General features: G+C 38.1%; 23 protein-coding genes. 9 read left to right on the top strand and 14 right to left on the bottom strand.

The window, feature by feature from the left end; all coding sequences use genetic code 11:
- Positions 1-50: 50 nt before the first annotated feature.
- Positions 51-1,149 (bottom strand): peptide chain release factor 2 gene (prfB, locus tag GAB14E_RS03365; protein WP_197061239.1). Its coding sequence is split into 2 segments (ribosomal slippage): positions 51-1,073 and positions 1,075-1,149, totalling 1,098 coding nucleotides; the frame shifts between segments, so codons are not numbered across the junction.
- Between the two features lie 627 nt (positions 1,150-1,776).
- On the opposite strand from prfB, the gene GAB14E_RS03375 reads away from it, so the two are divergent.
- Together GAB14E_RS03375 and GAB14E_RS03380 are read left to right on the top strand one after the other, a co-directional pair.
- Positions 1,777-2,856, top strand: coding sequence for a hypothetical protein (locus GAB14E_RS03375; protein WP_033084012.1), 1,080 nt, complete (start codon positions 1,777-1,779; stop codon positions 2,854-2,856).
- 11 nt (positions 2,857-2,867) lie between these two features.
- Complete coding sequence (locus tag GAB14E_RS03380) at positions 2,868-4,043, top strand: PorV/PorQ family protein (protein WP_033084011.1); 1,176 nt, start codon at positions 2,868-2,870, stop codon at positions 4,041-4,043.
- 181 nt (positions 4,044-4,224) lie between these two features.
- On the opposite strand, the gene GAB14E_RS03385 is transcribed toward GAB14E_RS03380, so the two are convergent.
- The 3 genes from GAB14E_RS03385 to dsbC all read right to left on the bottom strand — a co-directional run bounded on the left by GAB14E_RS03385 (position 4,225) and on the right by dsbC (position 7,853).
- Positions 4,225-4,935, bottom strand: a complete 711-nt coding sequence (locus tag GAB14E_RS03385; RefSeq protein ID WP_033084010.1) for an ABC transporter permease — start codon at positions 4,933-4,935, stop codon at positions 4,225-4,227.
- A 49-nt stretch (positions 4,936-4,984) separates the two neighbouring features.
- A complete protein-coding gene (gene recJ, locus GAB14E_RS03390; protein ID WP_033084009.1) occupies positions 4,985-6,763 on the bottom strand; it encodes a single-stranded-DNA-specific exonuclease RecJ in 1,779 nt (592 codons plus the stop codon).
- Positions 6,764-7,058: 295 nt separating this feature from the next.
- A complete protein-coding gene (gene dsbC, locus GAB14E_RS03395; protein WP_033084008.1) occupies positions 7,059-7,853 on the bottom strand; it encodes a bifunctional protein-disulfide isomerase/oxidoreductase DsbC in 795 nt (264 codons plus the stop codon).
- Between the two features lie 238 nt (positions 7,854-8,091).
- Here dsbC and fldB point away from each other — a divergent pair, with 238 nt between their 5' ends.
- The 3 genes from fldB to GAB14E_RS03410 all read left to right on the top strand — a co-directional run bounded on the left by fldB (position 8,092) and on the right by GAB14E_RS03410 (position 11,474).
- Positions 8,092-8,610, top strand: coding sequence for a flavodoxin FldB (fldB, locus tag GAB14E_RS03400; protein WP_033084007.1), 519 nt, complete (start codon positions 8,092-8,094; stop codon positions 8,608-8,610).
- 186 nt (positions 8,611-8,796) lie between these two features.
- Positions 8,797-10,050 carry an ATP-dependent RNA helicase SrmB gene (gene srmB / locus GAB14E_RS03405; protein ID WP_033084006.1) on the top strand — a complete coding sequence of 418 codons (1,254 nt, stop codon included), beginning with the start codon at positions 8,797-8,799 and terminating at the stop codon, positions 10,048-10,050.
- Between the two features lie 224 nt (positions 10,051-10,274).
- Complete coding sequence (locus GAB14E_RS03410) at positions 10,275-11,474, top strand: porin (RefSeq protein ID WP_033084005.1); 1,200 nt, start codon at positions 10,275-10,277, stop codon at positions 11,472-11,474.
- A 93-nt stretch (positions 11,475-11,567) separates the two neighbouring features.
- On the opposite strand, the gene aqpZ is transcribed toward GAB14E_RS03410, so the two are convergent.
- The 4 genes from aqpZ to yaaA form a co-directional block, all read right to left on the bottom strand.
- Positions 11,568-12,266 (bottom strand): aquaporin Z, encoded by a 699-nt coding sequence (aqpZ, locus tag GAB14E_RS03415; protein ID WP_033084004.1) that lies wholly within the window; start codon positions 12,264-12,266, stop codon positions 11,568-11,570.
- Positions 12,267-12,336: 70 nt separating this feature from the next.
- On the bottom strand, positions 12,337-14,139 hold the full coding sequence (locus GAB14E_RS03420; protein WP_033084003.1) for a TIGR03545 family protein: 1,803 nt from the start codon (positions 14,137-14,139) through the stop codon (positions 12,337-12,339).
- Positions 14,139-14,672 carry a DUF2062 domain-containing protein gene (locus GAB14E_RS03425; protein WP_033084002.1) on the bottom strand — a complete coding sequence of 178 codons (534 nt, stop codon included), beginning with the start codon at positions 14,670-14,672 and terminating at the stop codon, positions 14,139-14,141. The genes GAB14E_RS03420 and GAB14E_RS03425 overlap by 1 nt, the downstream gene beginning before the upstream one ends.
- 99 nt (positions 14,673-14,771) lie before the next feature.
- On the bottom strand, positions 14,772-15,545 hold the full coding sequence (gene yaaA, locus GAB14E_RS03430; protein ID WP_033084001.1) for a peroxide stress protein YaaA: 774 nt from the start codon (positions 15,543-15,545) through the stop codon (positions 14,772-14,774).
- 266 nt (positions 15,546-15,811) lie between these two features.
- Here yaaA and tal point away from each other — a divergent pair, with 266 nt between their 5' ends.
- From tal to GAB14E_RS03440, 3 genes are all read left to right on the top strand, one after another.
- Positions 15,812-16,774: a transaldolase gene (gene tal / locus GAB14E_RS03435; protein WP_033084000.1), complete on the top strand. Its 963-nt coding sequence runs from the start codon at positions 15,812-15,814 to the stop codon at positions 16,772-16,774.
- Positions 16,775-16,938: 164 nt separating this feature from the next.
- Positions 16,939-17,112: a DUF3545 family protein gene (locus GAB14E_RS24940; RefSeq protein ID WP_156115784.1), complete on the top strand. Its 174-nt coding sequence runs from the start codon at positions 16,939-16,941 to the stop codon at positions 17,110-17,112.
- 179 nt (positions 17,113-17,291) lie between these two features.
- Complete coding sequence (locus GAB14E_RS03440; protein ID WP_033083999.1) at positions 17,292-18,095, top strand: alpha/beta fold hydrolase; 804 nt, start codon at positions 17,292-17,294, stop codon at positions 18,093-18,095.
- 211 nt (positions 18,096-18,306) lie between these two features.
- On the opposite strand, the gene eno is transcribed toward GAB14E_RS03440, so the two are convergent.
- Together eno and GAB14E_RS03450 are read right to left on the bottom strand one after the other, a co-directional pair.
- Positions 18,307-19,605 carry a phosphopyruvate hydratase gene (gene eno, locus GAB14E_RS03445; RefSeq protein ID WP_033083998.1) on the bottom strand — a complete coding sequence of 433 codons (1,299 nt, stop codon included), beginning with the start codon at positions 19,603-19,605 and terminating at the stop codon, positions 18,307-18,309.
- Between the two features lie 118 nt (positions 19,606-19,723).
- Positions 19,724-21,364: a CTP synthase gene (locus GAB14E_RS03450; protein ID WP_033083997.1), complete on the bottom strand. Its 1,641-nt coding sequence runs from the start codon at positions 21,362-21,364 to the stop codon at positions 19,724-19,726.
- Positions 21,365-21,893: 529 nt separating this feature from the next.
- Between GAB14E_RS03450 and GAB14E_RS03455 the strand changes: the two genes are divergently transcribed.
- The gene (locus GAB14E_RS03455) at positions 21,894-22,490 is read left to right on the top strand and encodes a DUF4202 domain-containing protein (RefSeq protein ID WP_033084104.1); all 597 of its coding nucleotides are present in this window, start codon (positions 21,894-21,896) and stop codon (positions 22,488-22,490) included.
- A gap of 118 nt (positions 22,491-22,608) precedes the next feature.
- Here the strand turns inward: GAB14E_RS03455 and GAB14E_RS0123420 are convergent, their stop codons facing one another.
- The 4 genes from GAB14E_RS0123420 to relA all read right to left on the bottom strand — a co-directional run bounded on the left by GAB14E_RS0123420 (position 22,609) and on the right by relA (position 26,907).
- On the bottom strand, positions 22,609-23,061 hold the full coding sequence (locus GAB14E_RS0123420; RefSeq protein ID WP_231562105.1) for a YbaN family protein: 453 nt from the start codon (positions 23,059-23,061) through the stop codon (positions 22,609-22,611).
- 12 nt (positions 23,062-23,073) lie between these two features.
- Positions 23,074-23,661 carry an RNA methyltransferase gene (locus GAB14E_RS03460; protein ID WP_033083996.1) on the bottom strand — a complete coding sequence of 196 codons (588 nt, stop codon included), beginning with the start codon at positions 23,659-23,661 and terminating at the stop codon, positions 23,074-23,076.
- 119 nt (positions 23,662-23,780) lie between these two features.
- A complete protein-coding gene (gene mazG / locus GAB14E_RS03465; RefSeq protein WP_033083995.1) occupies positions 23,781-24,617 on the bottom strand; it encodes a nucleoside triphosphate pyrophosphohydrolase in 837 nt (278 codons plus the stop codon).
- A gap of 76 nt (positions 24,618-24,693) precedes the next feature.
- Positions 24,694-26,907 carry a GTP diphosphokinase gene (gene relA / locus GAB14E_RS03470; RefSeq protein ID WP_033083994.1) on the bottom strand — a complete coding sequence of 738 codons (2,214 nt, stop codon included), beginning with the start codon at positions 26,905-26,907 and terminating at the stop codon, positions 24,694-24,696.
- Positions 26,908-26,975: the final 68 nt, after the last annotated feature.

The following is a 26,975-nucleotide window of genomic DNA, read 5'->3' as shown; positions in this document are numbered from 1 at the left end:
GTAAACACGCTAAAGTGCTTACCTCAATGTTGGTTAATCTATGATTACTGCTACAAACCAGACTTTAAGCTGGCTTCTAGGAATTTATCTAAATCACCGTCTAACACGGCTTGGGTATTGCGGTTTTCAACACCTGTTCGTAAATCTTTAATCCGGCTATCATCTAGTACATAAGAGCGAATTTGACTACCCCAACCTATATCGGATTTACCATCTTCTAACTCTTGTTTACCTTCATTTTGCTTTTGCATTTCCATTTCATACAATTTGGCTTTAAGTAGCTTCATCGCTGTCGCGCGGTTCTTATGCTGAGACCTGTCTGCCTGACAAGCAACCACAGCGCCAGTTGGCACATGAGTTATGCGAATGGCAGAATCTGTTTTGTTAACGTGCTGACCACCAGCGCCTGATGCGCGAAAAGTATCAATACGCAAATCTGATGGATTGATATCAATCTCAATATTGTCATCAATTTCAGGATAAATAAACGCTGAAGCAAATGAGGTATGGCGGCGACCCGATGAATCAAATGGCGATTTACGAACAAGACGATGCACACCTGTTTCCGTACGCAACCAACCAAAAGCATATTCACCGGTGTACTTAATAGTACAGCCTTTAATACCAGCGACATCACCATCAGTGACTTCAATCGCTTCAGTTTTATAGCCGTGCGCCTCACCCCAACGTAGATACATACGCATCAGCATTTCAGCCCAATCTTGCGCTTCAGTACCGCCCGAGCCAGATTGAATATCTAAATAACAGTTGTTGGCGTCTTGCTCACCTGAAAACATCCGGCGAAATTCTAATTTCTCTAGTACTGCATCAAGGGCATCAGCTTCCACCTCTGCATCGTCGAAGGTTTCTTGATCTTCTTCTTCAACCGCTAGCTCAACTAAATCTGCGATATCTTCACAACCAGTTTCAAGTTCAACAATTGTATTAACGACTTCTTCAAGGGCGCTGCGCTCTTTACCTAGGGCTTGAGCACGCTCTGGCTCATTCCAAACTTCAGGTTGCTCTAACTCACGAGAAACTTCAACTAAACGTTCAGCTTTAACATCATAGTCAAAGATACCCCCGAAGCGAATTAGCGCGTTCACGGATTTCTTTTAATTTACTTAATATAGGATTTGTTTCGAACATAAATCTTCAAACATAAATTTTAATGAGTAGTCTTTTGTTATATCGCAAGGCAAAAGACAAATAGTGGCGCATTGTAACGTAAAATAGGGGGTAAATAAATGACTATAAAATGCAAGTATTTCTTAAGTTTACTATTTAGTTAAAGCACAACTTTTTCATGAACCAGTTTCGATTGAAATTGGTATTAAGACTGGCAATTACATACATTGATATTTACTTATCAAATTATTAATAGCTTTAAAAAAGCCTGTAACTGTAAAGTTTACATTATTAATAAAATAGACTCTGCAAAGTGGCTTCAATAAATACTCATCACCTTCAAATAGCCCATCTTTTCTTATTAAAAGCACCTGTTTTTTATAGCTCCATTTTAAGGTTATTTTTGATTGTCTATGTATTTCCAGAACGATAAACATTCATTAACACTCCCATTCATTTAACTAACAATAATAATGTATTGCACTGACCATTTGAGCCCAATGCGGACTTCAACGGCACATTCAATTGCTTTATTAATAATATTGATTAAACAGGGTTATTCAATAATTTTGCCTATACTTTCAAATGTTAATTAATAATACATTTTCATACGTAGAGTATGCTATTGAATAATACAAGGAAAATACTATGAAGACAGCTTATCTACTTGCTTTTATTCCAGCGAGTTTATTCATTAATGCTTGTAATGATTCCGAAAGTGAATTGTGTCGTTATTACATCCAAAACGATTTAGACAAAGGAAGTTTTGAGTCAGCTATTGCTCGTCTTGCTGATGAAAGTTGTCAAAAAACGTATCCTAAAAATGAATATTTGGTGGATTTAAGCAGTGCATATTTAGGTAAGTCAGGTTTGACTTTACCTGTATTATTGCGTGCCATGATTGAAGATGATGGCGCTACCGAAAAACTTACTTTTGAAAGTTTTGTCGCTGAGATAACCGAATCAGCGACAACATCAGCACTCTCAGATTTGGACGTTTCACGTTCAGCACTCGATGAATACCTAGAAACTAGCAGTTGCAAATCAATAGAATTCCCCACGTCGGCGCAGGAAACTGTTTGTTTGATCACCGGCTTTATTGATGTGTTAAAAACCACCATGGCCATTGATGCACTTACTGGTGGCAATGTTGCAGCATGGGCTGCTAATCAAAATGGTGATGACCCCTCTATGTTGCGCTCAAGCTGTGGGCTTAAATACAGCTATGAACATAAAAATGATATCGACTTCTCTACACCATATAACAATTGTGAAACTGGCGTAACGGTCGATAATAGCGAAGAAGTGACTTTTACAGCGACTAACGGTAGTGAAAAAACATATAACTACTTAACTATCAGTTATCAAGGTGAGTCTGAATATTTTTTAGAGTCAACAGCACTAGGTAGTACCATCTTCACCAAAAACTATTGCGAAGTTGACTTCGCCATTTGTAATGATGGCGGACTAAATGCTTGTTATACCTGTCCACTAAGCCAAGATGAAGAAGACCTTAATATTAAAGATTACCTAGTAGATGCTTTAAATAGTGGCTTTGATAGCATTGAAGCGGTAATTAAAAGCTCAGGACAAGATGATGATGCCGAAATTCAACAATCAATTAATGCCTTTAAACTAGAAATAAAGCCTGGAGGCTGTTCCGCTGTACCTGAGGGTGAAGACTGTTTCACTATGGATGATATTATTAATTATTTAAATAAAAATTAAGGAATTGCATAATGAAAAAATGGATCATTCCAGCACTCGCTGGATTTACATTAGCGCCTTTATCAAATGCAGCTGATCTCGCCTATCTATACAACGATATGCGCATTATGGGAATGGGTGGTGCAAACATAGCATCAGGTGGTTACAGTAGCTCGGTATTCGCTAATCCTGCAGGTATTGCTAATTTAGCTAAGGATCATGGTTTAATTGTCGAGCTTCTTGGTATCAACTTGACGGCTAGTGCTGATGCTAGCGATATTGTGAGTGACTTAACTGATGCTATCGACAGTGATAATGAAGATGAAATCATTGATGTATTAGAGAAATATTCTGGTGAACGTACCCATATAGATGTTGCGAACTATAGTTCAGTGAGCATTAACCATGGTAACTATGCTTGGAGTGTTGGTTTACTGGCAGCCACAGATGTTAACTTAACCCCACATGCAAACAGCATAGATGGAATTTTAGAAGTACAAAGCCGTGGTTATGGCGGGATAATAGCAGCATACACCTATACCATAGAGAATGTCGGCAATGGTGATCTACAGCTTGGCTTAGGTGCTAAATACCTTTTTCAGAAATCGTTTGAAGGCAAACTAACGCCCGCAGATTTATTAAATGGCGACGATATAGGCGACGAAATTCGCGATAGGATGGAGAAAGATAGCGATGGTTACTCCATTGACTTAGGCGCCATTTATCAGTTTGATTATATGAAAGAGCTCAAACCAGCAATTGGTTTAAGCATTATGAATATAGGAAGTCTAGATTTTGACGATAGTTATGGCGGACAGCCGACAACGGTTAACATTGGCGCCTCAATTGAACCTAATATCCCTTTCATCAAAAAAACACGTATTGCATTAGATTATGTTGATGTATTTAATGCCAATGAATACCGACTCTATGATTTAGATGTAAATGATGTTGTAAGTTATAGCGATTATGAAGATAGTGACTTTATGAAACGCTTACGCTTTGGTATCTCAGGATTAATCTATGATAACAGTTGGTCGTCTCTAGAAATCGCCACAGGTATTTATCAAGGGGGTTTAACAGCAGGCATTGATTTTACTGCATCAGTGTTCCGACTCGGGTTCGCTACCTATGAAGAACAAACCGGCCCTGAGCATGGTGACGAATCAGACAGACGTTATTCGTTAAACCTTAGTATCGCTTGGTAAACTAACCCTATTCACTTTGAATGGCGCTAACAGCGCCTATAAACATTATCCGCTACATTTTAACTTAACACCCGCTGAACTTAGGTACTCGCTGCCTTATTGCCAGTATCACTCAACCTATCTCTGAAAAGAAATGTGTAGATTGGGCATAAGCTAAAGTACTTCAGATTAACTTAGGGCTTTATTTATCCAGTTTGGTCTTATTTAACATTAAGAATATTGCCGATGCTAAACCTGCTGAAGCAAAAATCATACACATCACCATAATTTGATAACGGGCGGCAATAAATGGTGAGACACCAGCCAGTATTTGCCCTGTCATCATGCCAGGTAATGAAACGATACCAACCGCAAATAAAGCATTGATATTAGGGATCATTGATGCTTTAAAGGCGATATTACGCGCTTGTTGATAATGTTCGCCTCGGTTTAGCTCTGCAAAAAATCGTTCACCAGATAAACTAACACTATTCATACCGTTGGCGAAGACCATACCTGCAAGTGGTACAAGAGTTTTTGCTTGATGCCAAGGCTCTAAATTCAACACTCCTTGAGTTATAACTAACAAAACAACAAGGCTGCTGATAAAAATAGCCAAAAATGCACTTTGAAAAAGTGTCTTTCTCGGAGATTCAATATTATTTAACGCAATCCAACTCGAAAATAACATCATCATCAGCAGCAATGAGCCAATAACCCAAGCATTCTGACTTTCAAATATGTAACTTAAGACATAACCCACCAGTAATAATTGCACTAACATGCGCACTAAAGCATGCAAGGTACGCTTTTTTGGCAGTGACCAGTTAGCTAATATAATCAGTACCAAAACAACGGGAATAAATGCTATAGCGAGTTTAGTCAATGGGATAGTCGCTAGTGCTTGATCCATAGCTATCTCTTTAGTTGTACATAATTTATGTTAGTCATTTAGTGTTGCCTTAAACTGTGCGAATATCTTCAATCATCAGCTGTACTGTGCGTTTACCTCGAAATTCATTTACATCAAGGCGATAAGCAAGCTCAATTTGATTCGCCTGTGCATTAGGCCAAGCTTTAACATCAACATTAAAAGCAATACCATCGAAAACTTGTTGGCCGGGTGCCCCTGCTTCATCAATAAAATTTTTCTGCACGACTATCTTTAAATGTTTTTCGCCGACAATTCGCTGCTGCACTATAGTAAAAGTATCATCAAATAATGGCTCAGGAAAATTTTGTCCCCAAGGGCCGGCTTCTCGTAATTGCTCGGCAAATTCAAGGGTAAGCATATCGCTATTTAATTCACCATCGGAAAGGATAATGCTTTCTAAGTCTTCTGGCTTTAACCACCTTTCAGCCAATTCATCAAACTTCTGCTGAAAGAGAGTAAAGTTTTTTTCTTTAATTGATAAACCTGCTGCCATGGCATGACCACCGAACTTAAGAATTAAACCTGGATTTTGGCTATCAATATGCTCAAGTAAATCACGTATATGTAACCCCGGAATTGAACGTGCTGAGCCTTTAATTTCAGCTTGTTCAGGATCATTATCTTCGACTTTAGCTTTAGCAAAGACAATACAAGGGCGATGAAACTTCTCTTTTAAACGTCCGGCAACAATACCAATAACCCCTTGATGCCAATCTGCTTGAAAAAGGGAGATAGCACTAGGTAAATTCGACTCATCAAAATTGAGTGAGGTGAGTACTCTTTCAGCTTCTTGTTGCATCCCCTGCTCTATTTCTCGGCGAGCTTTATTTAAATCATCAAGCTCTGCCGCCATCACGCGAGCACTTGATAAATCATTAGCGAGTAAACAGTTAATACCATAAGACATATCATCTAAGCGCCCTGCCGCGTTGATGCGTGGACCTAGCGCAAAACCAAAATCACTGGCCACAAGCCTTTGCTGGTTTTTATTAGCGATTTCAATCAGTGCCTGAATGCCTGGCCGTGTTTGTCCTGCGCGAATACGCTTTAAACCTTGGGCAACTAAAATACGATTATTGGCATCAAGAGAAACCACATCAGCCACAGTGCCCAAAGCGACTAAATCTAATAATTGTGCAATATTAGGTTCGCTAATGCCTTGCTCAGAAAAGTAGTTTTTTTCGCGGCAATACTTTCTCAAAGCTAGCATTAAATAAAAAGCTACACCAACACCAGCAAGGGCTTTACTAGGAAAATTACAGCCCTCTTGATTAGGGTTAACTATGGCATCGGCGATTGGTAAAGAATGTCCCGGTAAGTGATGATCGGTAACTATAACTTGCATGCCTAAATCTTTTGCCCGTTTAACGCCGGCAATACAGCTAATACCGTTATCGACGGTGATTAGCATTTGTGCTTGTTGCTGCGCTGCAAGGTCAACGATTTCAGGTGTTAGACCATAACCAAATTCAAATCGATTTGGCACAATAAAGTTATGATGATTACTACCAAACAGACTTAGCGCTGTCATCATTAACGCTGTACTCGTTGCTCCATCGGCATCAAAATCACCGACAATGATAATACGGGTTTTATTCATTAGCGCTTGATGCAATAACTGACATGCTGTGTCCATGCCCATGAGAGCTGTTTCATCGACCATGCCTTGTAAACGGGCAACATTAAGCTCAAGTTCATCTGCTGATTTCATACCACGACTGGCATATATTTGTTTTATGGTTTCGGGCAAGCTATCGGGCAAGTGACTGGTAGATACTCGCGCTCGACGAATAATTTTTTTAATCATATTTATTCGGTCTCAGTTATACCAATTCCAATAAGTTTCTCCCCCCTCAGCGAGAGTTAAAAGGCTTAGAGGCAAGGCATTGATTGTAGGTAATGGTTATTCCCTTATCAAAATCAATAACGAAGCTTAAAAGCATTTGAAACTCGCCCTTTGGTAGCGAACTTAATGGACTTGGTATTATTCTTGTTATGATCACAATCAGCTGTTGTGACTTTTTTTGGTATAAAAAAAGTACTTACTGATAATCAGCAAGTACTTTTATAATAAAAATTTATCGGCACTTTGAAACAATAGGTTAAGTCTTTTTCAATAATTCTTCTAATTGTGCAGGCGGCTGGTACCCAGGGATCATCATACCATTTGATAAAATAATCGCTGGCGTGCCGTTAACACCGATTTGGCGACCAAAATCAAACTGTGCTTCAATCGGTGCTTCGCAAATACGATAAGCAATACCACTACCAGACTTAGCACTCGTTAATGCTTTAGCGGTATCGTCACTACACCATACTGAACGTAAATCTTTAAAACCTTGACTCAGGTTCCCAGTGCGATCTTTAATACCTGAACGCGGATAAGCTAAGTAACGAAAGGTGATGCCACGTGCATTGTAATCTGCCATTTGTTCATGCATTTTACGACAATAACCACAGGTAATATCAGTAAACACTGTCACCACATATTTTTCATTGTCGGCTTTATATTCAATCATGTCATTTTCAAAGGTTTTTATCCCCTCTAGACGTATTTTAGCTAAACTCTCTTCAGCTAAATCTGTCACAGTTGCGCCTAAGCTATAAACTTTACCTTGAATGAAATAATCACCGTTATAACTTGCATAAAACAAACCTTGATTGGTGACCAGCATAGCAATTCCTGGCACAGGTGTTTTTTCAACTTTAACCACAGTTAAGCCTAAAGAGCTGTTAATTTTTGCTTTCAAAAGGTCGACATCAAGTACAGTTGAATCATTCGCAGGTTTGGCTATTGCCGCGGGGGTTTTAGCTTGCGTATCAGCATTAGCGTTTGGTAAAAGCATAGCTAAGGTAAACGCAGCAAGCACGGTGCTATAAACAATGGTTTTATACATAAAGATTCCTAACAAATTTCCAACAATTAACAAGTAAAAGTAATAAGCCTTTAAATTAAGCATAATTTATAAGCTCATTTAAATAGACCTGGCATTATGCAAGGAAATTACAGCCATAGCACATTATTTGCAACTTAAAATAGCGAGTATAGTGAATTAACTTGTAAACAAAGATAAATGTTTTTGCTAAAATCCCACTGAAATATCTCATTGTTGAATTAAAATTGGAAATAGCAGCATGAAAATTGGTTTGTTTTATGGTTCAACCACTTGTTACACAGAGATCGTTGCCGAGAAAATTCAGGCAATAATCGGTGCCGATCTGGTTGATATATTTAATATCAAAGATCAACCATTATCCCATTGCCTTGATTATGATTTTATCATTTTTGGCATATCCACATGGGATTACGGTGAGCTGCAAGAAGATTGGGAATCAATTTGGAGTGATATTAACCAGCTTGATCTTTCTGATAAGATTATCGCTTTGTATGGTATGGGAGATCAAGTGGGATACACTGAATGGTTTCAAGATGCGCTTGGTATGTTACATGAACAAGTAGTAGCACAAGGCGCAAAAGTTGTTGGATATTGGCCAAATCAAGGTTACGAGTTTACCGCCTCAAAAGCACTCACTAGCGATGAAAGCCACTTTGTCGGTTTATCGTTGGATGAAGATAGTCAATATAACCTAACAGACGATCGTCTAGATAATTGGTGTGAAAAAATATTGTTAGAGTACAGTAACTTACTCTAGATATTAGTTTCATTAAAACCTCTAACAAAGTTAATTTACTCGTTCATTTACTTTACCCATTCACTTTAGCTAAACGCTATAGCTGACAAATAAGCTTGCCCTTGCGATAAATAGTTACAGCAAGGGCTAAACCCACTATAATTGCCGCCATATTAATCTTTTTTAACCCTTAGTGAATTATCCCCTATGTTTGAGCAATTTGATCTAGACTCTGAACTATTAGCCAGTATAAAGAAACTTGGCTACACCAAACCCACTTCAATTCAAGATCTCGTTATCCCTGAAGCGATGGCTGGCAAAGATGTACTAGCATCAGCCCCCACAGGTACGGGTAAAACAGCTGCCTTTTTATTACCTATTGCCCAACACTTGTTAGACTACCCAAGAACACAACCAGGTTTTCCACGAGTTTTAATTTTAACGCCGACCCGTGAACTAGCGATACAGATTGGCGAAGACAGTAAACAACTTACTGAACTTACAAAAATAAAAACTGGCGTAATCACGGGGGGGGTTAATTACGGTAGTCACTCTGATATTTTAACAACTACAACCGATATTTTAGTGGCAACCCCTGGGCGCTTATTAGAATATATTGAAAACGAACAATTTGATGCGCGTGAAATTGAAATTTTAGTGCTAGATGAAGCGGATCGCATGCTCGATATTGGTTTTAGTGACACCATCAACCGCATTGTTGCTGAAGCTCGCTGGCGCAAACAAACCATGCTGTTTTCAGCAACTCTAGAAGGTGCTGGTGTACTAGGTTTTGCCAAAGAGGTACTCAATGACCCTATATTTTTAGAGTCAAATCCATCACGCAAAGAGAAAGCGGTAATTCACCAATGGCTTCACTTAGCTGATGATGCTAATCATAAACTCAATATGTTGGTCAATACCCTTAAACAAGAGGGTGTAGAGCGTACGGTGGTATTTGCCAATAAACGCGAAACTGTGCAGTACCTTTCGGGCAAACTTTACGCTGAAGAGTTACCTTGTGTTTGGTTAGAAGGTAAAATGCCACAAGATAAACGTAATAAAGCAATTTCGCGTTTTAAAAATGGTGAGATTAAAGTATTAGTGGCAACCGATGTTGCCGCCCGTGGTTTAGATATTGATGATATCACTCACGTTATTAATTTTGATATGCCACGTAAAGTTGATATTTATATTCACCGTATTGGTCGTACAGGTCGAGCTGGCAATAAGGGTACTGCCATCTCTTTAGTTGAAGCACATGACATGGGCGTTATTGGAAAAATTGAGCGTTACACCAAAGAACGCATGTCACGCCGCGTTATTCCAGATTTACGACCGAAAAATAAGGAATCACGCGTTGTTAACAAAAAAGCTAAACTCAAACTGACTAACTCTCAGAAAAAGGCTAAAGCGAAGAAGCAAGTGAAGAAAAACGCAAAACGCGCTAAAGCGGCTAAGTAGCACAAGCTAGTAGTTAAACACCATATTTCGATTACACTTTATGACAATTTTATTGCGCTTTTATTGCGCTTAAGTCTGCCGTGTAATATTTCTGTCATAAAGCAATGCTGTAATAGCGCCGCATTCACTTTATGGATGAAGTTTATTCCGATATTTATTGAGGCCAAACTCAAAAGTGAGTTAGGCCCCAAAATAGGGTCTTCAACTTTATGATAGTAATTAATATGAAAAATCAGACATTAACAAATAAAACATCAGTACGTGTAAAAACACTCATAACACTTGCTGTAGCTGCATCACTTAGTACTCCACTGGCTCACGCACAAACCAAAGAAGCGACTGAAAAAGCTGAAACGACAAAAAGCAGTGAAAGCAGCTTTGCAGACGCTTGGGACTTTGCCGACTTATATGAGAATGAGCAAGGTGATTACTTGAAGTTATCAGGCCGTCTGCAGCTAGATTCTGCTTGGGTTGATAGTGATCAAGGTGACTATAACGACACTGCATGGCGCCGTTTTCGTTTTGGTTTCAAAGGCCAACAAGGTGAATTTAAATTTGCCCTTGAAGCTGATGTTAATTTAAATGATTCATTAGACGATGCTTATAATCGCCTAACTGATGCCAATGTTAGCTGGTCGTTAGATAAAGACACCGAACTTAAATTCTTAAAACAATCTGCAGGCTTTACTTTAGATGGTAAAACCTCATCAAAGAAACTATTAACTCCACAGCGTAACAACCTAACTAATAACTTATGGTTTACCTCTGAGTATTTTACTGGTGTAAGTGTTAAAAGTAAGCTTAGTAATGACTGGTCGTATAAAACTGGAATATTTTCTAGTGATGGCGCAGATGAAATATCAATAAGCGACGCCAGTTACTTCGCAACATTTTCGACCACTAAGAAACTAGCGAAAAATAACCTTTGGGATAAAGGTGAAGTGAGTTTTGATTACGTTTATAACGATACCCATGTCGATGGTGATACCCGAGATTTCTCACAAGTAATTAGTGCCTCAAGTAAATTTAAGCAAAAAGACTGGGGCTTACAAAGTGATATTTCATGGGGTAAAGGTGACTTTGAGCAAAGTGACTTATTTGGTGTTGTAATAATGCCAACCTATCAGCAAAGTGAAAAAATTCAGTGGGTTGCTCGTTACACTTACTTAAATAGTGCAGAAGATAATGGCGTTCGTTTAGGCCGTTATGAAAGCAAAGTGGTTGATGAGCACGGTGAGAGTAGTGTAAGTGGTGAGCGCGGTGATAAATACCAAGAAGTTTATGCTGGCGTTAACTGGTTCTTAAACGGCCATAAACTAAAACTCCAAGCTGGGCTGCAGTACGCAAAAATGGAAGATAATGCCAATGATGGTGGCGCGTATGATGGCTGGGGCTTTACGGTAGCAATGCGTAGTTATTGGTAAAACTCAGTTTATAGATAATAAAAAGACCGTATTCCATCTGGTAATACGGTCTTTTTATTTGTCTTTTATATTATTATTAATATTAATATTGAGCTAACTTACTTCTTGCTCTTCTTTAGCAATAAAGCGATATAACTTAGCACCAATAAAACCACCAACAATGGGGGCAAGCCAGAACAACCAAAGTTGTGCTACTGCCCAATCGCCTACAAATACGGCTACACCAGTACTACGTGCCGGGTTGACTGAAGTATTAGTAACAGGAATACTGATCAAATGAATTAACGTTAAACATAAACCAATAGCAATTGGTGCTAAACCTGCTGGTGCACGTTTATCTGTTGCGCCCATAATGACAAAGATAAACATCATAGTGAATACAACTTCAGCAATAAGGGCGGCAGTCATAGAGTAACCACCAGGCGAATGCTCACCAAAACCATTTGAAGCAAAACCTGCAGACAAATCAAATCCGGCTTGACCACTAGCAATAAGATATAACACGCCACCGCCAATAATAGCGCCAATGACTTGCGCGATGATATATGGCATGAGTTCACTGGCAGGAAATCGCCCACCAGCCCAAAGACCTACAGATACCGCGGGGTTTAGATGGCAACCCGAAATATGACCTATCGCATATGCCATGGTCAATACGGTTAAACCAAATGCAAATGAAACGCCAAGTAGACCAATACCTATTTCAGGAAAACCTGCCGCCAACACCGCGCTACCACAACCACCGAGTACTAACCAAAAAGTACCTATGCATTCTGCAATATATTTATTCATTTTTATTCCTTTAATTGTTAATAAATTTTGCTTAAGCCAAGTCATAACGCCATAAGTTTAAAACAATTACTTAACCAAACAAATCACCTAGCTTATCTTTTAACTTGTCTTTTGCTTTGTTTTTAAGTTTATCTTCAAGTTTCTTTTGTTGTTGTTTTACAATATCCGAATTCTTCAAATCATCAAGTGCTTTATCGGTATCAGTCAGCAAAGCTTCCAAATCAAGAAGTTCTGCCGTTTGACTATCACCAAGCTTCAAGGCATTCGCTAACTTTTCATTTAAACCTTCATTAACTTTACGCTTAAAGTCGTTAAGCTTCCCCGCGACTTGCTGCTTAAAAGCTCCCGTTAATGCTTCATTTAAAGATGAAGCAATACTAAATTTTGGTTGGCTAAGCTCGCCACTTACAGCAACATCAACCGTTAGCTTGTCTAGCGACTTAATAGTATCAAGTAATAACTTAGTCATTTTAGACTTCGCCTGACCTTGATAACTCGCTTGCTTAAGTGAAACCCCATTACTCGCTTCAATTTCACTATTCATTAAGCTAAAGCTGCCCTTACCGTTAAGTTTTGCCGCTGTCAACGATAACGTTAACGCCTTACTTTTTGTTAATTGTATATTTGCTAATGATCTGTCACTAACCAGCCATTCTCCCTCTGCATTGAAATCACCTGACTTTGACAGCTTGAAGTTACTGTTTAGACTAAGTTCACCATTTGACGTTGAGCTAATATTGATCAGGCTATCTTGACCTCTGATCCAATGCTGATGTGTTAATTCACTGCCAGTTACCATTAGTTCACCCTGCTCAAGTTGAATTGAGAACAGTGCCTTTTTAACTAATATTGATGGTAATGGCGTGTCTTCTTTAAAGTAGACAAAACGTCCATTTTCATGAGCCTTCTCTTTAGCCTCACTACTATCACCTTTCATGTTTTCCATAAGTGGTGACACTTTTTCATAGGCCCACTTCGCCTTTTGTACATACTCTCTTGCTTGTTCACCAAAAAGAATGTGAGCGAAGTCTTCAGTATCAATACTTTCAAGCTGATAGGTTTTTTCTATCTGTTGCCAATCTTTTGTTGGTGCATTTGTTATCTCATTCACTTGCTTAGCCAATAAGCTTTTACTGTCTAACACTTGCTTTTTAGCTTTTTTAACCAGTGCTTGATCTGCCTTGAATTCGGCTTTAATAAGTTCAAATTCAGTTTTTATTTTTTCTATGTCAGCTAATGAGTTAACTTTCATCTTACCTAAATTTTTCACCTTATCTTGGTAAGACTTCAACTTAGCTTTATTAGGTAATTGCCCCTTTAACGCTTTAATTTTTACTTGCTCAGTTTTATAGCTAGCTTTTAATTGCTCACCGGCCTTAACTGTTAATAAGTTACTGTCATTAAGTAAACTCTTAACATCTGGCAACTGCATATCAACTTCTGGCAATAGTGCTTTCCCTTGCTCAGCTAAACTGTCACCGCCGTGTTCATTAACTGTATCGTTAAGGTAAACTTCACCTGCTTGAGACCTTACGCTAGAGAATGCCAGTTGGCTGACTTCTAGCTCATCAATGATTATTTTGCCAAATAAATACTGCCAAACATCAATACCCGCAGTAGCACGGTCAAAGCTAAATAAGTTCTGTGTCGGTGTTTCTTTATCTGTTACTTGCAAGCCGATAACACTGACCTGTAACGGCGAATAGCCAAACTTAACCTCAGCTAAATTGACTTCAGCGCCAAAAGCACTTTCAGCTGAACTGATAATAGCTTTCTTAACCAGAGTTTCTGCAAAGAAATACAAAAAGGCTACCACTAAAGCACTTAAAACTATAAAGGCAATAATGCCCTGCCAACGAATAAACCGTGCCATTACAGGCCTCCTTTAGTTAAGCTAGAGCCACCGGAAAAGCTAGTGTATAAACGATAAAATTTAGATGCTTTTAATGCTTGTACGATTCTAAATTTTTCAAAAAAAGTCATGATATGTACGCGATATTTCTCAATAATAAACTTACTGATAAAATAGATTGGTGCACATAACAAAGCACCTAAAACAAATGCGCCAAGCACATAAGTATGGTGCCAATGAGCTAATTTAAATAAACTCAGCTGGTAAAGGGAAGTAAAAAAAACAGTCAGGTTAGGTGTAGTGAGCAAAGACTCACCCAGCTGAACTATAGCGGGAGATAAGAGGTAACTTAGTCCTGAGAAGAAACCAACCGCAAGAATAAAGCTGCCTAAATGTACTCGAATAAGTAGTACAAAAAATATTATCACTATATTGTGCAAAGTAAAAATTGGCGATAACCCTACGATAAAACCTAACGCTATTGCTAAAGCTATTTGCCTGATGGAACTATCACTGTTTAAGGCATGCAATAGCTTTGCTAGTAAAGTTAACATGTCACCTCCTGTTAAAATGTTTAAAGTATTAAGTGTTTCTGTGTTTAAGTAATGTGAATGCGAACATCACCAATATAGCTAAAACTAGATGAGCTAATATTAACTCTCTTTACGGGTAAAAACCCAATCGTTACCTTTCGACATAGTGGCATCGTATTGATAACCAGCCAAATCAAATGCCTTAATTTTCTCAACCGATGTCAATTTATTTTGAATGATGTAACGCGCCATTAGCCCGCGAGCTTTTTTAGCAAAAAAACTGATTATTTTATATTGACCATTTTTCCAATCTTTAAACGTTGGTGTGATAATCGTGGCATTCAAAGACTTTTGTTTTACTGATTTAAAGTATTCAGTAGAGGCTAAATTAATAAGCACATCATCATTATTATCTTTTAGCGCTTTATTAAGTTCATCAGTGATAATCTCACCCCAAAATTGATATAAATTATCACCACGACTATTACCAAGTTTACAGCCCATTTCTAAACGGTAAGCTTGCATTAAATCTAAAGGTTTTAATAATCCATATAAGCCGGATAGAATTTTAAAATGCTGCTGGGCAAAATCAAAATCATCATCGCTAAACGATTGCGCATCTAGTCCAGTGTATACATCACCGTTAAAACTTAATATCGCTTGTCTAGCGTTATCTTGAGTAAAAGGTGTTGACCATTGACCAAAACGTGCGGCATTCAAACCAGCAAGTTTATCACTCAATTTCATCAAACTGGCAATGTCGCTTGGTGAAAGTTTAATACAATCATCAATTAATAATTGACTTTGTTCAAGTAAGGCAGGCAGGCTAAACTTCTGGGTAGCAAGGGGGGATTCAAAGTCTAATTTTTTTGCAGGTGAAACAACAAGTAACATATATTTTCGCCAATTTTTGTGAGTACTTAATAAAGCATAATATATCATAAGGCTTAAACAAGTTAACAGCGTTTAATCTAAGGTAATAAATGCTTAACTAGTCACGTTTGGCGTAAGTTACAAACAAAAATGCAATAATTTGTTAAAAATAGCGCAATAAAGGGTGCTTTTTTATTTTTATGTTGTAATATTTCTCCAGCTATATTCATTATCGAATTTAGAAGTGCTTAATAAGCAAATCTCCAGGACAACTTTAAGGTAACGCCATGACAAATTCTTCTTCACAACTTGCACAATTAAAACAAATGACCACCGTTGTGGCTGATACAGGTGACATTGAAGCTATCGCAAAGTTTCAACCTCAAGATGCGACAACAAACCCATCACTATTATTAAAAGCCGCATCGTTACCTAATTACCAAGGCTTAGTTAAAGATGCTGTTGGTTGGGCCAAAACACAATCGGATAATGCTGAGCAACAAGTTAGCGATGCTGCTGACAAACTATCTGTATTGATTGGTCTAGAGATCTTAAAAACTGTGCCAGGGCGTATTTCAACCGAAGTAGATGCTAGATTATCTTTTGATACAACGGCGTCTATTACTAAAGCACATACGCTTATTGCCATGTACAACGAAGCTGGCATTAGCAACGATAGAATTTTAATCAAACTTGCTTCGACTTGGGAAGGCATCAAAGCGGCCGAACAACTCGAAAAAGAAGGTATTAACTGTAACTTAACCTTATTATTTAGTTTTGCCCAAGCCCGTGCTTGTGCCGAAGCAGATGTATATTTAATTTCGCCATTTGTTGGTCGTATTTTAGATTGGTTCAAAAAAGACACTGGCAGAAGTGATTATGCAAGTAATGAAGATCCCGGTGTTGTGTCAGTAACGAGTATTTATAATTACTACAAACAACAGGGATTTAATACAGTAGTTATGGGTGCTAGCTTCAGAAATATTGGTGAGATCCTTGAATTAGCCGGTTGTGACCGTTTAACTATCAGTCCACAATTAATGGATGAACTAGCAAACAATACTGATACCATTGTACGAAAACTTATTGCCAGTGAGGTTTCTGCAGAGAAAGAGTCGGTATTAAGCCAAGCACAATTTCGTTGGTTGATGAATGAAGATGCCATGGCGACAGAAAAACTTGCTGAAGGTATTCGTAACTTTACTATTGACCAAGTTAAACTTGAGCAGCAATTAGCCGCTATGATCTAGTTATTCAGCCCTAGTAAAAACATTTCACCTTTCGTACAAATAATGATGATTTAAAACGCATATTTTATAAAAAATATGCGTTTTTTCGTTTTCATCGCTAAAAAACTATGTTAAAAATAAGGTGCATTTGTTTTCAATGTGATGGTAAAAATAAGGGGCGCTTAATGGATAAGATAAACCAAGTTTTAAAGTCAACAAACCAAGTAGCAAAAAAACGTGTCATATCAACAACTAAAAGAAAATGGCGTGAAATAGAATCTATTCGTGATAAATTTCAGCTAGAAAAAGATATGCGCATGTATGAAGATTCATTGGAATATATGTTAGAAGAGTTCTAATCTGGTAAGTTAACTGTACAATCAGATAAAACGAACCTGTAAAAAAGCCCAGCCTGCTGGGCTTTTTCGTACCATAGCTTTGCCATTTTTAATTCCCTACCGGCAAAAGAAGTAATTTGTTGACAAAATTCAAACGTCCGTTTAAATTTTAACTATCAATTTTTATACGAATAAACTCAATGCCAAAAAATGTTATCAATTTTGCTCACGCAAACGGTTTTCCTGCGGGCAGTTATCAAACATTATTTAATTATCTGCCTGAGAATATGCATGTCATCGCATTAGATAAATATGGTCATCAAAAAAACAAGCCAATTAATCATAACTGGCAAGCTCAAGTAGAAGAGTTAATATACTTTGTCGAATCGAAACAAGTAGATAACAATAAAGTCATTTGCCTAGGTCATTCGTTTGGCGGCGTAATTTCTTTTATTGCTTGTTGCCAAAGGCCTGATTTATTCAAAGGGCTTATCATGTTAGATCCACCTGCCCTCAGTGGTGCCGGAGCCTTAGCAGCAAGGCTAGTGAAAAAAACTAGGTGGATAGATAAGTTTAGCCCTGCAGGGCGTGCTGAAAATCGTCGTGCTCAGTGGCCATTGGGTTCAGATATAGGCGCGCTATTTTCTGGCAGAAAACTATTTAAATACTTTGATAGTCGCTGTTTAACAGATTATATAACGCATGGTATTTGTGAGCGCAACAATCAATTAGAGCTTTCATTTGATGCCCAAGTTGAGGCCAATATATTTAGAAATATCCCTTCAAATTTATCAAGCTACAAAAACAAGTTAACAATACCTGCAACTTTAGTTTATGGCTCTAACACGGATGTGTTTCCTCACCATATATTTAGCCGCTTTGTTAAGCTTAATAAACATATTAAACTACAAACTACGCCAGGCGGTCACATGTTTCCACTAGAGAGCCCGGAAAGAACAGCTAAGTTAATTACAGATATAATAAACAGCTTTCCTGAAGAGTAATCCCCCCCCTTCCTACTTTAAACTACAGCCACAAAAAAACGCGACCTAGATCGCGTTTTTCATATATTTAGTTCTGTTATGAATTAAGTATATTAATAATGATTAATACTGAAGCAAGAGGGTAAAAGAAGAAGGCGTTTGCACGGAGCTGACGCTAGTCAGTGAGTACATGCAACGCAGTTATCTTACACACTAGCAAAGGTATTGATTATTATTGGCCTTTAATTTCACTACGACCATTAAAAATAGCTTTATCACCTAAGAACTCTTCAATACGTAACAATTGGTTGTACTTAGAAACACGGTCAGAGCGACATAAAGAACCAGTTTTGATTTGACCAGCTGCTGTACCTACCGCTAAATCAGCAATAGTAGCGTCTTCAGTTTCACCAGAACGATGGGAAATAACCGCCGTATAACCAGCATCTTTTGCCATTTTAATCGCAGCTAAAGTTTCTGTTAATGAACCAATTTGGTTAAATTTAATTAAGATTGAGTTAGCAACACCGGTATCAATACCACGTTTGAATATTTTAGTGTTGGTAACAAATAAATCATCACCAACAATTTGTACTTTATCGCCAAGTAAATCAGTTTGGTATTTAAAACCATCCCAATCAGACTCGTCTAAACCATCTTCAATAGATACGATTGGGTATTCTTTACAAAGATCACCTAGGAAGTCAGAAAATTCATTTGAAGTGAATTGCTTGCCTTCACCTTTAAGGTCGTAAATCCCTTTGTCTTTATCGTAAAACTCAGTAGCCGCACAATCCATGGCTAAAGTAACGTCTTCACCTAAAATATAACCAGCAGCCGCTACTGCTTCTTTAATTACTGCTAAAGCATCTGCGTTAGAAGCTAAATCGGGAGCAAAACCACCCTCATCACCAACCGCAGTATTTAAACCTTTGGCTGATAATACTTTTTTCAGAGCATGAAAGATTTCAGCGCCCATACGTAATGCTTCACTGAAGTTTTTAGCGCCAACAGGTTGAACCATAAACTCTTGAATATCTACGTTGTTATCAGCATGTTCACCACCATTGATGATGTTCATCATAGGAAGAGGTAAGCTATAAACACCCGGTGTGCCATTCAAATCAGCAATATGTTCGAATAATTGTACGCCTTTATCCATGGCCGCTGCTTTAGCTACTGCAAGTGATACGGCAAGAATAGCATTGGCGCCAAATTTTTCTTTGTTTTCAGTACCATCTAAATCAATCATGATTTTATCGATATTGGCTTGCTCTATAGCACTTTGACCAATTAGAGCAGGAGTGATGTCATTCTTGATAGCAGCAACGGCTTTTAATACACCTTTACCTAAATAACGAGACTTATCACCATCACGTAACTCTAATGCTTCACGTGAACCAGTAGATGCGCCAGATGGTGCAGCAGCACGACCCCAAGCACCAGACTCAAGATATACATCGGCTTCAACGGTTGGGTTACCACGAGAATCCATGATTTCACGTGCTAATATTTTGCTAATTTTTGACATTATCATTCCTGTTAAAATGTATGACGCTCAAGTAATCCTTTGAACGGTAAAGTTAATTTTTAATATTGCTAAACTGAAAGCAAAAACCGCAGCGCTAGCTACGGTTTTAATAAAGTTGTTATGCGTTTGTTTTTTGTTTTTGCAATTCAAAGCTCATTGCCACAAAACTTTCAAACAGCGGGTGTCCATCACGTGGAGTTGAATTAAACTCCGGATGGAATTGGCCCGCAATAAACCATGGGTGATCAGGCATTTCAATCACCTCCACTAAACTTTTATCTGTAGATAGACCCGAGAACACTAAACCTGCTTTGTTTAATTGTTCACGGTAGTTATTATTTACCTCATAACGATGACGGTGTCTCTCATTAATTGTTTCACTGCCATATACGTCACATGCCTTGGTACCTTTCACCAAGTGACACAATTGAGAGCCTAAGCGCATGGTACCGCCTAAGTCTGATTGCTCACTTCTGTACTCAACTTGGCCTTCATCGTCTAACCATTCACTGATCAAACCAACCACTGGGAATGGTGTTTCACTATTAAATTCAGTACTGTGCGCATCAGTTAAACCAGCAACATTACGAGCAAACTCAATTAATGCTACTTGCATACCTAAACAGATACCTAAATAAGGTACTTTGTTTTCACGGGCATATTGTGCGGCTAAAATTTTACCTTCAACACCACGCTCACCAAAACCACCCGGAACTAAGATTGCATCAAGGTCAGCTAAAATACCAACACCTTTTACTTCCAAGTCTTGTGAGTCAACGTACTTTATATTTACAGTGACTTGGTTTTTAAGGCCGGCATGCTTTAATGCTTCGTTGACTGATTTATAAGCATCAGGTAATTCAATGTACTTACCGACCATACCTATAGTGACTTCGCCTTGTGGGTTCGCTTCATGATAAAGCACTTCTTCCCATTCAGATAAATCAGCTTCTGGTACATCTAGACCAAAACGCTTCACTACGATTTCATCTGTTCCTTGCGCTTTTAATATCGCAGGGATTTTATAAATACTGTCAACATCACGCATTGATACCACAGCTTTTTCTTCCACGTTAGTGAATAAAGCTATTTTGGCTCGTTGTGCATTAGGAATAGCGCGGTCTGAGCGACACACTAAAATATCGGGCAAAATACCGATAGAGCGTAAGTCTTTTACTGAATGCTGTGTTGGTTTAGTTTTGATTTCGCCAGCAGCAGCCAAATAGGGCACTAAGGTAAGGTGCATAAACATGGCACGATCACGGCCTACTTCTAGAGCTAATTGACGAATAGCTTCTAAGAATGGCTGTGATTCCATATCACCAACCGTACCACCGATTTCAACCATGGCTATGTCGTAGCCTTCTGCACCTTCGATTACTCGACGTTTAATGTCGTTAGTAATATGTGGAACAACTTGAATAGTTGCGCCTAAAAACTCACCTTTACGTTCGCGAGCTAAAATATCTTGATAGATACGGCCGGTAGTAAAGTTATTTCGCTTGGTCATTTTGGTGCGAATAAAGCGCTCATAATGGCCCAAATCGAGATCAGTTTCAGCGCCATCTTCGGTAACAAAAACTTCACCATGTTGTATTGGGCTCATGGTACCTGGATCAACGTTAATATACGGATCAAGTTTTAACATGGTAACTTTTAAACCACGCGCTTCAAGAATTGCGGCTAGTGATGCTGCGGCAATACCTTTACCAAGAGACGATACTACACCGCCAGTTACAAAAATATATCTAGTTGTCATGTTTACACCGATGTCAGAAAAAACAGAATTTTGTGCTTAATTGGTTAATATTTATAAACTTTAATTAAAACTAACAATGGTAAATAACACTATACATATGTATTTAATAAGCAATTAAATACAGTCATAGCGTAAATATTTAGTTGTTGAAATAGAAGTTTTGCCAAACAAGCAGGACGGGACAGTATTATACGTAAAAGGCAATACCAATTCAATTAAGTTTTTATTACCTCGCTAGAATCAAAAGCCTTGTAAACAAGGCATTGATTGACGGTAATGGTTACTCAGATGAGTGGCAACGGTCCTCTCTAATAAACTACTCCCCTGCAGCGCTCTTATCAAAAAGAATAACGGTATAAGTTTGTTTGATTTGTTCTATACGAAAAATAATCACAACGGCACATTACAGTAATAAAAATTGTGTATGTTTATTATGATCTTATTGAGCTGTATTTAGCCTGATTCTTTTTGATCATTAGTTGCGTATAATGTTACTACTTCTGTGAATAAAACTGTGATTGATTTTACTATGACTATAGAAAATTTAAACAATACCTTAACCGCTGTTGATGAAATAAACAGCCAAGATCCAAATTCAATATTATCTAATGGCGCCAGCCAAGCAAAAGAGCTCGTTTATGGTCAGCAAATGACTGAGTGCTTGAAACAATATTGGCCACAAGCTAATGAGTTATTGCAAATTGCAGTTCGTGCCCAGCATATTAAACGTTGGCAGCTAAAGCGTACTGAGTTCAACGAGGGCAAAGCTGGGTATTATCAATGGCGAATTGCTCAAGGTAAGTTTCATGCTGAGCTAACGGCAAGTATTATGATTACTCAAGGCTACACAACGGAACAATCTGAGCAATGCGCTACCATAATCCGAAAAGAGAACTTAAAAACAAATAGTGATAGCCAAACCTTAGAAGATGTTGCTTGCTTAGTTTTTCTTATGCACTACTTTGATGAGTTTGCGGCTAAATATACTGAGCAAGATAATGAAGCGAAGATTGTTCGTATTGTGCAATTGACTTGGCATAAAATGTCAGAAAAAGCACATGATATTGCTTTAGGTTTAACCTTGCCGGATCATTTAGCTATTATAGTAAATAAGGCACTTGCCTAGACTATTTGTCCATATTATTAACATATCAAGTGACAATACAGACTTTCCTATCTGCTAATGTTTGAAAGTCTGCATAATTTTTAAATGTTGTCTTTATTACTTATTATAAAATTCTTGCCTATTTACTTAATGGTAAACGCATTAAAAAAATAAACGGCCCAATAACTAAAGCAATTACCAGCCCTGTCAACATAGCACTTTGTAACATAAACGCCGACCAGCATACTGATAAAGCGATAGTTAATAAGGCAATACGTTTCGCTTTTTTAGGAATAGTTCTATGTTGTTGCCAATCGAGGATCAAGGGACCGAAGGTTTTATTTGCTAATAATTTTTGCTGCATTCTTGGCGAAGACTTAGAAAAACAAGCTGCTGCCATTATTAAGAAAACCGTTGTTGGTAGTATAGGTAATATCGCACCTAATATGGCTAAACCAACACAAAACAATCCGGTTATTTTCAACAAGATAATCTTGGTTTTACTCTGGACTGATGGTGAAACTGGACAGGATCTGACATTTAGTTTTGAATCTGTAGCTAATTTTTGCTCAGTACTAATCACTCTTTCCATGTATAAATACCTTTAGTTACCAGTGTTAGCTTTAACTTTCACTTTGTTATTCGTATCACGACTTTGGCGAATCAGCACATCATCCGTTTGGCCATGTCCTTCTTGCATAGCACTAGATTTAGCTAATCGGTCATAAAGTAACACGTTAACCGAAGCCGCTAGGTTCATACAACCAACGGTAGGAACATAAACAACATCATCAGCAAAATCTATAACTTGTTGCTTTATAGTGCCATCCTCGGGACCAAATATATAAACGGCCTGCTGTGGGTGAACAAAATGTGGTAATGGTGTAGCGCCTTCCACTAAGTCAACACATATGATTTTAGTCGTCGTTGGAATATTTTCCAGTAAGTCTTTAATATTTATAAAATCATCTACGCCTAATAAAGGGATTTTTCCTTGAACATTTTTGGTGTCAGTCTTTAGAGACTCTTTATTATATTTAGCCGCCTGCGCATAACGCTTACCAGTATACAGCACTTGATCTACTTGATAACAGCCAGCAGCGCGCATTACCGCACCAACATTTGTTGGGCTCTTAGGGTTAGTCAAACCAATAGTAACGTGTTTTGGGCCGTGTTCTTTGTTTGTTATCATTAAATCGCTCATAAAATTATTAAGGAATTGCATAGCCGTTATCAATCAAAATGTATGATGCAGAATTTTTAAGAACTTCCAATGCAAGACTATAAATTGAAATAGTGGCGCCGTGTATATTATGCCTTTTTCTCTTGGTTTTTAACTTGCTGCCAATAATCTTCTAATTCAGATAAATCGTGTTCATGAAAGCTTTTACCCGATTGATTGACTTGTGCTTCTACACCATTAAAACGTTTAGTAAATTTTTTATTCGCTTGGCGAAGCAATGTTTCTGGATCTTCTTTGGCATGGCGACATAAATTAACGACTGCAAACATCAGATCGCCCAACTCTTCTGCTAGCGCTTTTTCATCCAGTGATTCGGCTTCTAATTCATCTTTAACTTCTTGCACTTCTTCTTCAATCTTAGCGAAGACATCGTATTTATTGTCCCAATCAAAGCCCACATGAGAGCAACGTTTTTGAATCTTTGCGGCTTGCGATAAAGCTGGTAAATTTTTCGGAATATCAGCCAAAATGCTCAACTGAATAAGGTCGTTATTTTTACCCACTTGTAACTTGTTTTTTTGCTCTCTCTCTAATGTTTTTTCATTTTCCCAATTAGTCTTTATTTCATCATCAGTTTGTAAATTTACTTGAGCGAAAACGTGGGGATGGCGACGAATAAGTTTTTCACAAATTGCGGCAATTACGGTGTCAAAATCAAAGTGCTGCTGCTCTTGACCTAACTGACTATAAAAAATCACTTGAAATAGTAAGTCTCCAAGCTCCTTTTCAAGTTCAATAAAATCACCTTGTTCGATAGCATCAACCACTTCATAGGCTTCTTCTAAGGTATGGCTGGTTATTGAGGAAAAGTCCTGCTTAATATCCCATGGACAACCAGTAATGGGATCTCGCAGTTGTGTCATAATCCAACGTAGTTTTTCTATTGAGGCTTGTTCATCTATCATTGTTATATTGCTTCTTAGTTTCGTTTTATCTTCAGTAGTCAGTGCATAGTGTTTGCATCATATTAGTAAAGAAAAATTACAGTCGCCTTACCTGGGTAACATCATCTAGTTGACGTAATTTATCTAAAACACGCATTAATAGTTCACTGCTAGCGACTTCTAATTTTAAGTTCATGCTCACCGTCTGTTTAGCTTTATCAGTATTGCTATCCATACCAATAATACTAACTCTTTCGTTGGCTATAATGGTCGAGATATCACGCAACAAACCTTGTCTGTCACTACCAATGATTTGTGCTGAGGCTTGATAACTGTGCTTATCTTCACTACCCCATTGCACTTCAACCAAACGTTCAGCTTGTAAACTTAGGGCATTAGCAAGCTGTTCACAATCTTGTCTATGCACTGATATGCCGCGGCCTTGAGTAATAAAACCAGAAATAGAATCACCTGGAACTGGCTGACAACACTTAGCCATATGAGTAAGTAAATTACCCACGCCAGAAACGGTTATGCCATTATCATCTTGTGCAAGGGCTTTATTTGTTGGGCTTTGCTTTACTAAACTTTGTGGGTCTATTTCTTCTTGAGGTTTTAACTTATTATCAAGTTGAGTAAAGTAATTAACAACTTGCTGTAGTCTCGCATTACCTGTACCAATAGCAGCATAAAGATCGTCTACCGCTTTCATATTAAACCGCTTTGCTGCTGCTAATAAATCTATATTGGTCAAATCATGCTTAGCAATTTCACCATCAAATAATTCTTTGCCGTGGGCAATATATTTATCCCGGTCAAGTAACTTAAAAAAGTGTTGAACTTTAGCCCGCGCGCGCGAAGAGTATATATAATTTAAATTAGGATTTAGCCAATCTCTGCTTGGGTTCGGCTGTTTACTGGTTAGTATCTCTACTTGGTCACCCGTTTGAAGTTGGTGAGTAAAGGGGACAATTTTGCCAAACACTTTTGCACCAATGCAACAATGACCAACATTAGAATGAATATAATAAGCAAAATCTAGCGGAGTAGCCCCCATAGGCAAGTCGATTACATCACCACCAGGCGTAAATACATAAATTCGGTCTTCAAATACCTGACTGCGTAACTCATCAAGTATCTCACCACTTTCCGAGACATCATCTTGCCATTGTAATATCTTTCTCAACCAACCTACTTTGTCATCAAAGCTATTACTTTTTCCGCTAGCATTACCTTCTTTATATCGCCAATGCGCGGCGACACCAAGCTCTGCATCATCATCCATTTTCTTGGTACGAATTTGTACTTCAACTGACTTGCCTGCTGGTCCTAATACCACTGTATGTATTGATTGGTAGCCATTATTTTTAGGGGTTGCCACATAATCAGAAAACTCTTTGGCAATATGCTGCCACTGGGTATGAACAATACCAAGAGCAGAATAACAATCTTGCACTCTTTCAACCACCACACGTACAGCGCGCACATCAAAAAGCTGCTCAAAATCTAGGGACTTTTGCTGCATCTTTTTCCAAATGCTATAGATGTGCTTAGGGCGCCCATAAACCTCGCCAATTATTGATAGTGTTTTGAGCTCACCGCTTAACTGACCAACAAAGCTGGCCATATACTCTTCTCTTTCTAATCGAGTTTCATCTAAAAGTTTAGCTATTTTTTTATAAACCAGAGGGTGTAGATAACGAAAAGAAATATCTTCAAGTTCCCACTTTAACTGACCTATTCCTAAACGGTTCGCTAATGGAGCATAAATATTCGCGCTCTCTTTTGCTGCCAGTACACGTGTTTCTTCATCGCTGTTTTTCTTTTCGCGAAGATCACATAAACGCTCAGCTAACTTAATCACTACAGCACGAACATCATCCACCATAGCCAATAACATCCGACGAATATTGTCGATATTTTGCGGTGCTTGTAGGTTTGACTGGTTGCTTTGTTGACGTAACGCCTTAATAGCAGCCATCTGCTCAACCCCTTGGCAAAGCATCAGAATATCTTTAGAGAAATGTTCTTTAACAAATTCTATTTCAATAATATCTTGTGCTAATAAGGGGGAGATAAAAGCCGCTGATAACGAATCTGCATCTAAGTTTAAACCACTTAAAATCTCAACCATTTCCATGCTTTTATTAAGTAACTCAAATTTTTCTGCATTTTCATGTTGGTAGCAGCTAGCGACTTGCAGCCATAAAGCTGACAAGGCACTGGCTTTAACATCAGTTAAGGCTAGGCCAGTTAACCATTGTTCAAAACTTTGCACTGTTATTTGATGAGATTTACGCACGGAAACCATGAGTATTCCTTTGATCTATTATTAATGAGTTTAATGTTATTTAATAAGTAGTTAAGTGACGCTCAACA

This window comes from Colwellia psychrerythraea (genome assembly GCF_000764185.1).
GTDB classification, from domain to species: domain Bacteria; phylum Pseudomonadota; class Gammaproteobacteria; order Enterobacterales; family Alteromonadaceae; genus Colwellia; species Colwellia psychrerythraea_B.
The sequence above is the reverse complement of the archived record's forward strand: the minus strand, read 5'-3'. Positions and strand labels throughout refer to the sequence as shown.

Coding starts and splice junctions, on each gene's coding strand:
- GAB14E_RS03460 (WP_033083996.1), bottom strand. CDS start 23,661: ATGATAACAAACAAAGAACACGGCCCAAAACACGTTACTATTGGTTTG.
- GAB14E_RS0123420 (WP_231562105.1), bottom strand. CDS start 23,061: ATGGAAAGAGTGATTAGTACTGAGCAAAAATTAGCTACAGATTCAAAA.
- GAB14E_RS24940 (WP_156115784.1), top strand. CDS start 16,939: ATGGATAAGATAAACCAAGTTTTAAAGTCAACAAACCAAGTAGCAAAA.
- tal (WP_033084000.1), top strand. CDS start 15,812: ATGACAAATTCTTCTTCACAACTTGCACAATTAAAACAAATGACCACC.
- GAB14E_RS03425 (WP_033084002.1), bottom strand. CDS start 14,672: ATGTTAACTTTACTAGCAAAGCTATTGCATGCCTTAAACAGTGATAGT.
- recJ (WP_033084009.1), bottom strand. CDS start 6,763: ATGATTAAAAAAATTATTCGTCGAGCGCGAGTATCTACCAGTCACTTG.
- GAB14E_RS03375 (WP_033084012.1), top strand. CDS start 1,777: ATGAAGACAGCTTATCTACTTGCTTTTATTCCAGCGAGTTTATTCATT.
- GAB14E_RS03455 (WP_033084104.1), top strand. CDS start 21,894: ATGACTATAGAAAATTTAAACAATACCTTAACCGCTGTTGATGAAATA.
- GAB14E_RS03440 (WP_033083999.1), top strand. CDS start 17,292: ATGCCAAAAAATGTTATCAATTTTGCTCACGCAAACGGTTTTCCTGCG.
- aqpZ (WP_033084004.1), bottom strand. CDS start 12,266: ATGAATAAATATATTGCAGAATGCATAGGTACTTTTTGGTTAGTACTC.
- relA (WP_033083994.1), bottom strand. CDS start 26,907: ATGGTTTCCGTGCGTAAATCTCATCAAATAACAGTGCAAAGTTTTGAA.
- GAB14E_RS03385 (WP_033084010.1), bottom strand. CDS start 4,935: ATGGATCAAGCACTAGCGACTATCCCATTGACTAAACTCGCTATAGCA.
- yaaA (WP_033084001.1), bottom strand. CDS start 15,545: ATGTTACTTGTTGTTTCACCTGCAAAAAAATTAGACTTTGAATCCCCC.
- eno (WP_033083998.1), bottom strand. CDS start 19,605: ATGTCAAAAATTAGCAAAATATTAGCACGTGAAATCATGGATTCTCGT.
- dsbC (WP_033084008.1), bottom strand. CDS start 7,853: ATGTATAAAACCATTGTTTATAGCACCGTGCTTGCTGCGTTTACCTTA.
- GAB14E_RS03420 (WP_033084003.1), bottom strand. CDS start 14,139: ATGGCACGGTTTATTCGTTGGCAGGGCATTATTGCCTTTATAGTTTTA.
- fldB (WP_033084007.1), top strand. CDS start 8,092: ATGAAAATTGGTTTGTTTTATGGTTCAACCACTTGTTACACAGAGATC.
- mazG (WP_033083995.1), bottom strand. CDS start 24,617: ATGATAGATGAACAAGCCTCAATAGAAAAACTACGTTGGATTATGACA.
- srmB (WP_033084006.1), top strand. CDS start 8,797: ATGTTTGAGCAATTTGATCTAGACTCTGAACTATTAGCCAGTATAAAG.
- GAB14E_RS03380 (WP_033084011.1), top strand. CDS start 2,868: ATGAAAAAATGGATCATTCCAGCACTCGCTGGATTTACATTAGCGCCT.
- GAB14E_RS03410 (WP_033084005.1), top strand. CDS start 10,275: ATGAAAAATCAGACATTAACAAATAAAACATCAGTACGTGTAAAAACA.
- GAB14E_RS03450 (WP_033083997.1), bottom strand. CDS start 21,364: ATGACAACTAGATATATTTTTGTAACTGGCGGTGTAGTATCGTCTCTT.